Origin of the sequence: Limosilactobacillus sp., from assembly GCF_041859915.1 — a bacterium.
Lineage (GTDB): Bacteria > Bacillota > Bacilli > Lactobacillales > Lactobacillaceae > Limosilactobacillus.
The window spans coordinates 1-7,907 of record NZ_JBFLGB010000075.1 but is presented as its reverse complement, the minus strand read 5'-3'; the positions used below and the strand labels follow the sequence as shown (position 1 = coordinate 7,907).

7 protein-coding genes are annotated in these 7,907 nt (G+C 42.4%); 1 reads left to right on the top strand and 6 read right to left on the bottom strand.

Annotation, left to right across the window (positions count from 1 at the left end; all coding sequences use genetic code 11):
• The 4 genes from ACEYV4_RS08500 to rpsO all read right to left on the bottom strand — a co-directional run.
• The coding region (locus ACEYV4_RS08500) for a GTP-binding protein (RefSeq protein ID WP_373842873.1) at positions 1-447 on the bottom strand (447 nt) is incomplete at its 3' end.
• A gap of 208 nt (positions 448-655) precedes the next feature.
• Positions 656-1,567, bottom strand: a complete 912-nt coding sequence (locus ACEYV4_RS08495) for a hypothetical protein (protein ID WP_373842872.1) — start codon at positions 1,565-1,567, stop codon at positions 656-658.
• Between the two features lie 67 nt (positions 1,568-1,634).
• Positions 1,635-3,437 (bottom strand): ribonuclease J, encoded by a 1,803-nt coding sequence (locus ACEYV4_RS08490; protein ID WP_373842871.1) that lies wholly within the window; start codon positions 3,435-3,437, stop codon positions 1,635-1,637.
• A gap of 179 nt (positions 3,438-3,616) precedes the next feature.
• Positions 3,617-3,886 (bottom strand): 30S ribosomal protein S15, encoded by a 270-nt coding sequence (gene rpsO, locus ACEYV4_RS08485; protein WP_373842870.1) that lies wholly within the window; start codon positions 3,884-3,886, stop codon positions 3,617-3,619.
• 253 nt (positions 3,887-4,139) lie between these two features.
• On the opposite strand from rpsO, the gene rpsT reads away from it, so the two are divergent.
• A complete protein-coding gene (gene rpsT / locus ACEYV4_RS08480; protein ID WP_373842869.1) occupies positions 4,140-4,394 on the top strand; it encodes a 30S ribosomal protein S20 in 255 nt (84 codons plus the stop codon).
• A 151-nt stretch (positions 4,395-4,545) separates the two neighbouring features.
• Here the strand turns inward: rpsT and holA are convergent, their stop codons facing one another.
• Positions 4,546-5,580 (bottom strand): DNA polymerase III subunit delta, encoded by a 1,035-nt coding sequence (holA, locus tag ACEYV4_RS08475; RefSeq protein ID WP_373842868.1) that lies wholly within the window; start codon positions 5,578-5,580, stop codon positions 4,546-4,548.
• Positions 5,550-7,907: DNA internalization-related competence protein ComEC/Rec2 (locus ACEYV4_RS08470; protein WP_373842867.1), on the bottom strand; the 2,358-nt coding region annotated here is incomplete at its 5' end. The genes holA and ACEYV4_RS08470, both read right to left, overlap by 31 nt.

Genomic DNA, 7,907 nt, shown 5'->3' with positions numbered 1-7,907 from the left:
GTCGATCAGTTCGTCATCGTCAACAAGGTCTGTCTTGTTCAGGAAGACAACGATGTAGTCAACGCCGACCTGACGAGCCAGCAGAATGTGTTCGCGAGTCTGTGGCATTGGGCCATCAGTAGCGGCAACGACCAAGATCGCACCATCCATCTGAGCGGCACCAGTGATCATGTTCTTAACGTAGTCAGCGTGACCTGGTGCATCGATGTGAGCATAGTGACGCTTTTCAGTTTCGTATTCAACATGGGCAGTGTTGATGGTGATACCACGTTCCTTTTCTTCTGGAGCGGCATCGATATCAGCAAACTTCTCTTCCTTTGCAAGGCCCTTCTTTGCCAATACCTTGGTGATAGCGGCAGTTAAAGTGGTCTTCCCATGGTCAACGTGGCCAATAGTACCAATGTTTACATGGGGCTTAGTACGTTCATAATGTTGTTTTTCAGCCATTAATGAAAACCTCCTGTTAATTTACAAGTATAATGCCAGCCGTCTCAAGGAAATGACTGACACACCCTTAAGCATATTGTACTACTTCTTTTTGCCAATTGAAAGCTCTGTAACAACGGTTTGAAGAAGAATTCTTAAATATCATATCAACTATCATCGAGTTTGTAAATAAATTTAGCAATGTTTTTTAGACTAAATTCAAAAAATTTTATTTATTCCCCTGAGCAAGCTCATTAATCCGCGTCGTAATTAGTTGCTGCCACTTGACTGCCTGATCAGTAGTCGGTATTTTCTGCCCATTAATTGTGGCAAGCAAAACGGCTACCCAGCGTTGGGGATCAGTAATCACTGTTGTTATTCGTGGAAAAAGAAACATTATTTGCAGGTTAAACTGCTGACTAGCAAGCTGGTAACGCATGATATCTTGATTTGCAAGGCGTTTACGAAGGGTCCGCCGAACTGCGTGCACTATTGGTAAATCATCCGAGGCTTTTAATTGAGCCGGGATAACTTGATACTCATGGTTATCAAGCCACAAATAGGTGACACTAGTAGCCACCCCAATGGCTCGTAACTTTTCCAAAATATCACTCTTAATCAATGGCTGGACAAACGGATCACGAAGTACAAAACGGGTTCCTAAGAGAAAATCATTTAGGGGCAAATTATAGGCATTATCCAACCGCTCTCGTTGTTGCCGAATATTCCCATCGCCAAGGTGATAAAACTGCTGAAGTGTTTGTTTAATCGTTGCCTGATACTTAAGCTCGGCTGCCTGTTCACTGTCAGTAATTAATTGTTTCAATTCCGTCTGCCAGGTCTGTGGAGCACCGGTAATAAACAAGCGAGCCTTTATAAAATGCTGGTTGGCTAATAGGACCTGGAGTGCCAATTTAGCATCTACTTGCGTCCCTAAAAAAAGCGTTGGTTGATCAAAAACCAGGTTTTGTGCTTGAATATACTGGTGAAGATGAACTAGCACTAGTACCTGCTTTTTAACGATAACGGGCGTATTAGTAATTGCCAGTAAATTGCCAAGAATATTACTAGCTGCCTGCCATTTCTGTTGCCTGATCAGGATCATGGCGCGCCGAAATTGTCTCTTTTGTCGTTCATCCATGTTAGTTCCTCCCCAAAAGAAAAGGAGCCTCCAGCATTTACTGCTGACTAACTCCTTACAACCATGGTTACTTATTATTCTTTTGTGCCTGCTTTTCATGCTTACGGCCACGCCCACGACCACGGTGATGACCATTAGTTACTTTCTTTTCTTTGTTAGGTGCAGGTTTGCTTTCGTTATTACCCTTTTTATTCTTTCGCTTAGCGTGTTGGTTAATTTCCATAATTACTGGCAAAATAACCGGGTGCCGTTTAGTTTGGTCGAAGAGAAAACGATTAAGCTTTTCTCGCACGTCCTGTTTAAGGTGACTCCAATCGAATTCCTTCTTGTTTAAGTTTTCTTGAACTACCTTCTCAACCAGGTCTGCACTTTGTTTCATCAGCTGCCGATTGGTTTTCACAAAGACAAAACCACGAGAGGTAATTTGTGGTCGAGCGACGATCTTCTTCTTTTTACGGTCAATTGTTGCCACCACAACAAAAATACCGTCTTCAGAAAGGACTCGTCGATCCCGGAGCACAATGTTACCGATATCACCGATCCCGGTTCCATCAATCATCGTGTTGCCAACATCAATATGGCCACTAAGGTGGAATTCACCCTTCTTGTAGGTTAAAACGTCCCCTTTAGCCGTAATGAAGATGTGATCAGCCGGAATTCCAACTTCTTCCGCAAGTTGTGCATGCTTATCAAGCAAGCGGTATTCACCCTGGATCGGGATAAAGTACTTAGGCTTCATGAAGTTCAGCATTAATTGTTCATCATTTTGATTAGCATGACCAGATGGGTTTAAATCATCAGAAATAAATTTAACCTCAGCACCAGTCCGATAAATCATGTCCTTGGTCTTTTGAACCTCAGTCTCTTGTGCATAGGATGGAGTGGTCGTCACAAAGACTAAGTCGGTATCCGTCAAATGCAGTTTTGGATTGTCACCACTAGCGATTTGCTGCAAAGACTTGATTGGTTCACCCATTTTCCCTGTTTCTAGAATAATAACTTGGTCTGGTTGGAGATGATTGGCTTCTTTCATGCTGATCAACAAATCTTGCGGCAGTTTCAACTTACCAAGGCTCATTGCCGTATTAATGATCTGCTCCAGGTCCTTACCGGAAAGCACAATTTTCCGGTGTGCTGCCACAGCGGCATTAATAATCTGCTGAACCCGCATGATATTAGAAGCGACACTAGCAACAATAATCCGTCCATTTTGGTGAACAAAATTTTCCTTGATATATTCACCGATATCCTTTTCCCGGGCAGAAATACCAGTAATACCAGCACCAGCCGAATCACTTAATAATGCCAAAACGCCTTGAGAACCAATCTCTGCCAGTCGGGCCAAATCAGTTTGGTACCCCCGCGTCGCCGTCTGATCAAATTTAAAGTCACCAGTGTAAACAATGTTCCCTGCACTAGTTTCAAGGACTATTCCAAGAGTTTCTGGAATAGTATGTGTTGTTTGAAAGAAGGAGACCGTAACGTCATTAAAGTCAATTGCCGTTGAAGCATCAACAACGTGAAAATCATTAAATTTTCTGACCTTCTTGTGACTTTTAACAGCTAGCTTGGCCAGGGCGATCGTCATTTCACTTCCAAAAACAGGAACATTGAAATCCATTAAGAAGTATGGTAAAGCACCAATTGAATCAGCATGGCCATGGGTCAAGAAGACCCCCACAATTTGATTCTTATGTTGACGTAAGTAATCCCAGTCAGGAATAACAACGTCAATCCCCATCAGCTCATTTTCGGGATACTTTAACCCCACGTCTAAGATAAAAATTTGGTTCTCCACCTCAACGGCGTACATATTTTTACCATTTTCACGTACTCCGCCAAATGGAATAATTTTAATATTACTACTCATCGAGTAAGCTCCTTTGATTTAGTTTTGAACTTCCCCACCATCTACAGGTAGGATTTTTATTTTCGTTCACAATTAGCTATTCATATCTTACCACAATCAAAGATCGCATTGGAACTAATAACAGCAGCAGAAACAAAAAAGCGCTCCAGCAAATGCTGGAACGCCTATATAAGTAAAGATTAACGACGAAGGCCTAACTTCTTGATCAATTCACGGTAGGCAGGCAAATTAGTCCGCCGTAAGTAGGCTAATAGATTCCGCCGGTGACCAATCTTCTTCATCAGGCCACGCTGAGAGTGATAGTCATGCTTGTGAGTCCGTAGGTGATCGTTCAGTTCATTAATGTCAGCAGTTAAAACCGCTACCTGAACCTGGGTTGAACCCGTATCGCCTTCATGAGTAGCAAATTCTTTAATAATTTGATCTTTACGTTCTTTAGAAATAGCCATGCTATTTTCCCACCTTTCAAATAATAATGCGCCTAGTTCTAAGTACGACGTCGGTGAGGATCGTCAAACTGAGAAGAGGCAGCTGGTTGATTAACCTTTAATACTATAACCGATTCCCCATCTTCTTGCAAGCTGAACAACAAAATCTTTGTTTAATGATTCGAAACTATTGCATTGCCTGCCAGTCTTTTGTATAATGAAAAACGTTGAAAATTCTGGTCAACTGAATAACCGGGTAATGGAGGTGAAACTCATGCCAATTATCAAATCAGCAATCAAACGTGTTAAAACTAGTGCCAAGGCAGAAGCTAAGAATGCTTCTCAATTAAGCCATATGCGGACCGCTATTAAGAAGTTCGATAAGGCCAAGCTTGCTGGTGAAGGTGACCTTGACAAGCTGTACAAGGATGCTCTTTCAGCAATTGACCGTGCCCACTCCAAGGGCCTCATCAAGGCTAATAAAGCTGCACGTGATAAGTCACGTTTAGCCGCTCGTTACAATAAGTAATAAGCATTTCTAAAAAGGTCAGTTAAACTGGCCTTTTTGTTTTTTTAAATAATGATATATTTCAATGAAAAAGAGATCGAATGTTTAACTAACGTTTGTCGTCAAATAAACAACGTTAGTCTTTAATTCGGTCTCTTTTTATATTGACTCACTAATTAGCCATCTTGGCTTGGTGAGTATACTGCAACATAAATAATTGAAAAAGTAAAGCTGGATCACGCTGGGTCGTCTTTAAAGCCTGTTCAATCCGAATTAATCCCAAATAAGCATTTTCAAGACTTAGCATCGAAAAATGACGGGCCGTTTGTAAGCCTAATTTGACCCGGTATGGATGGACATTAAGCCTTTTGGCTAAGCTCCCTTGACTAAGGCCGTGTTGGTTTAGTACCTTTAGTTGAATTAACAGGCGAAATTGACCTACCAAAACGGCATTAATCCGCAACGGTTGCTGCTGCCCAGCAAGTAACTGACGATAAAGGCTAAGTGCTTTAATTTGATCATGGCGCAGCACTGCAGTTACCAAGTCAAAGACATTTTCATCTAATGATTGTGGAACCAAAGCCGCAACCATTTGTTGAGTAATATGATGATCCTGATAAGCTAAGATCTTTAGCTTAGCTAAGTTGGCTTCCATCAAGCCATAGTCAGCATTTGTTCGTTGTACTAATTCATTAACCGCCGCTTGATCTATTTTAAAATTAGCAGCCATCAACTGGTCCACTACCTGTTGACGAGCCTGTCGTTCATTAAGGGGAGCGGCATCAACAGTAACTGCCGTTTTCTTTAGAGATTTAACGACGCCCTTACGCCCATCCAGTTTTTCATAAGGGGCTAAAATTACTAAAATAGTTGTTTCCTGTGGATGAGCTAGGTACCGCTTTAAGGCATCAACATCATGATCAATCGTGCCACGCTTTTTAATACTAGTTAAAAAATACGGCTTATTAATAACTACCAAACGTCGCTTTCCGAAAAATGGCATGGCTAGGGCATCATCTAACGCCGTTGCAAGTGGAGTAGTCTCCATATCATAACGACCAATATTCATTACTCGTTCCTCTTTGGGTATCAAAGTAAGAAATTGATCAAGTGCCTGATGCTGCAAAGCCTGCTGAGTACCAAGCACCAAGTAAACGGGTGCCAGTCGATGATTTTTCAATTGTTTAGACAGTTCGGTAATGTCCATTTCAGTTCGTCCCCTCGTAATGTAGTTGTCCAATTGCCCTTTCCCCAACAGTATCGATACCTAATCATACCGTATTGTTGAGTCGAAAGGTAATTAATGTGTTCATCGCGTAATTCTTTAATCACTTCATCATTAGGATGATGATAACGATTAAAACGACCTGCCGAAATAATAGCCCACTGTGGCCGTAATTGGTGTAGAAATTGTTGGTCACTCGCGGTTCTACTACCATGGTGACCTAATTTAAGAACATCAGCTTGCAACTGCGGGTAACGTGCAATTACTGCTCGTTCCCCAGGCCGATCTAAGTCGCCGGTAAAGACAAATCGTTTACCACCAAATTGGCCTGCCAATACCAAAGAATCTTGATTTTGTGCCGTTCCTGGTTGGAAAGGGTGTAAAATCTTCAACCCTAAATCAAGGTCGGGATGCTGATCAGTTACCGGAATAACCGGTGGAACTTGTTGTGGTCCAAGCTTGTTGTGTAATCCTCGCTGGTGTTCCATTCCTGCGGGAACAGCAATCTGGCCGACTTGCATTGCCTGTAAGACCGTCGGCAGATAACCAATATGATCAGTGTCATGGTGACTTAGATAGATAGTATCGATTCGACTAATACCCAAACTCTTTAAATAATTAATACTAGTTCGACTGGCTACATTCCGGCCCGTGTTCGATCGAAAATGGCCAAAAGTAAGCTTACCACCAGTATCAATCATCATTACTCGTCGATTAAAGGGTTCGCGAATAATAATGCAATCTCCTTGTCCAATATCGACAAAGGTTACTTCCCCACTCAAAGGAAAATGAATTAATATAAAACAAGCCATATAAGCCAATAGTAGGGTTGCCCACCGCCATTTATTTTTACCGGCAATACACCAGAGGGTCAAACCAAACAAGATTAGGCTAACTAATAATGGTGGCTTTCCAAAATGAACCTCCCCAGGTAACCGTGCTCCTAAAGCCATTAATCTTTGAAAAAGAATTAATAATTGGTTAACCGGTTCTGCTAGTACTGGCAATAACCAAAAGCTAGTTGCTGACAAAATTATCAGTGGGAACAACACTAAGGAAAAGAATGGAATGAGCGGATAACTAATTAGCAAACTCAACCAGTGAAATTCAAATACATAAGATAAGATTGCGGGCATACTAATTAGTCCTAGGTAAACATTCCTTCGAAGAGCAGTTTGGTGACGATCCATTACCTGAAGCATTAGTGAAAGTAGGTAAGTTAATTGCCCCCCTAAGCTCAATAACAATTCAGGCTCCCAAATAAGGCCACCTAATAAACTAATTGCCCACCCATCTAAACTATCTAATCGCCATATTCCCCGTAGTAGTCCAACCTCTGCCATAATTACTGCCCGTACTAAGCTAACCGATCCACCCGCAATTATTAAGTAGCAAGGAAGCGACACCAATAAAAGGGTATCAATAAGCTCACGGTCTAACCACAAATAAGTACCTACCCTGCGTAAAATTGCTACCAATAAGACCACGTGCAGTCCTGAAATGCAAAAAAGGTGAATCACGCCAAGTCGTTTAACATTCGTCAGTAAATCAGCATTCCGCGGATCATTTTGACCAATCAATAACTGCCGACAATAACCGGCTAAGGGTTGCGGCATCCGGCCAAAGTAAGCACTTAAATCACGTCTCCAGACATGACAATACATTTGAAGGCTCCACCGCTTAACTATCTGTACACCCACTAATTGACGGATTCGCAACTGGTTAACAATACCCTGTTGACGGTAATAACGTTGCGAGTTAAATTCATTTTCATTAGTAGCCGGCATAACCGGTTGTAAATCACCTTCAACCTGCCAATATTGTGGATGGTTTAATCTTCGAATCAGTTGCCGCTGATGGTCATTATGGATAATCAGTGTCATTGTTTCACGTTGTTTTGTCCGTTGATCAACTCCCGTTAAGTAAGCTAAATCACCCTCACATTTAATATTATCAGGGAGAACTAAGATTGTCTGTGTTACGGGTAACCTCCCCGGCACTAGATTTTTATTGAGACGGTCCTGATAATGCTGGCAGCCAGCGATTGTCGCTCCTAAACACATTAGGCAAATGATTAACACAACTGGTCGCTTTAAATACCATCCACGGACCAATAGGTAAGCCACCAAGATCCAAAACCAGCTACATGGTCGCCGATCCGCGCACGCTACCGCGGCGGCACCCGGCACTTCCCCTCGGCACGCATGGCAGCGATGGCCGCGGAGCGTTCGTCCAGCAACTCTTGGACGTTGAACCCCGTGCAGGCGAGGCTCCAGCAGCGGGTCCAGAGATTCTGCGACCGTTCCCGG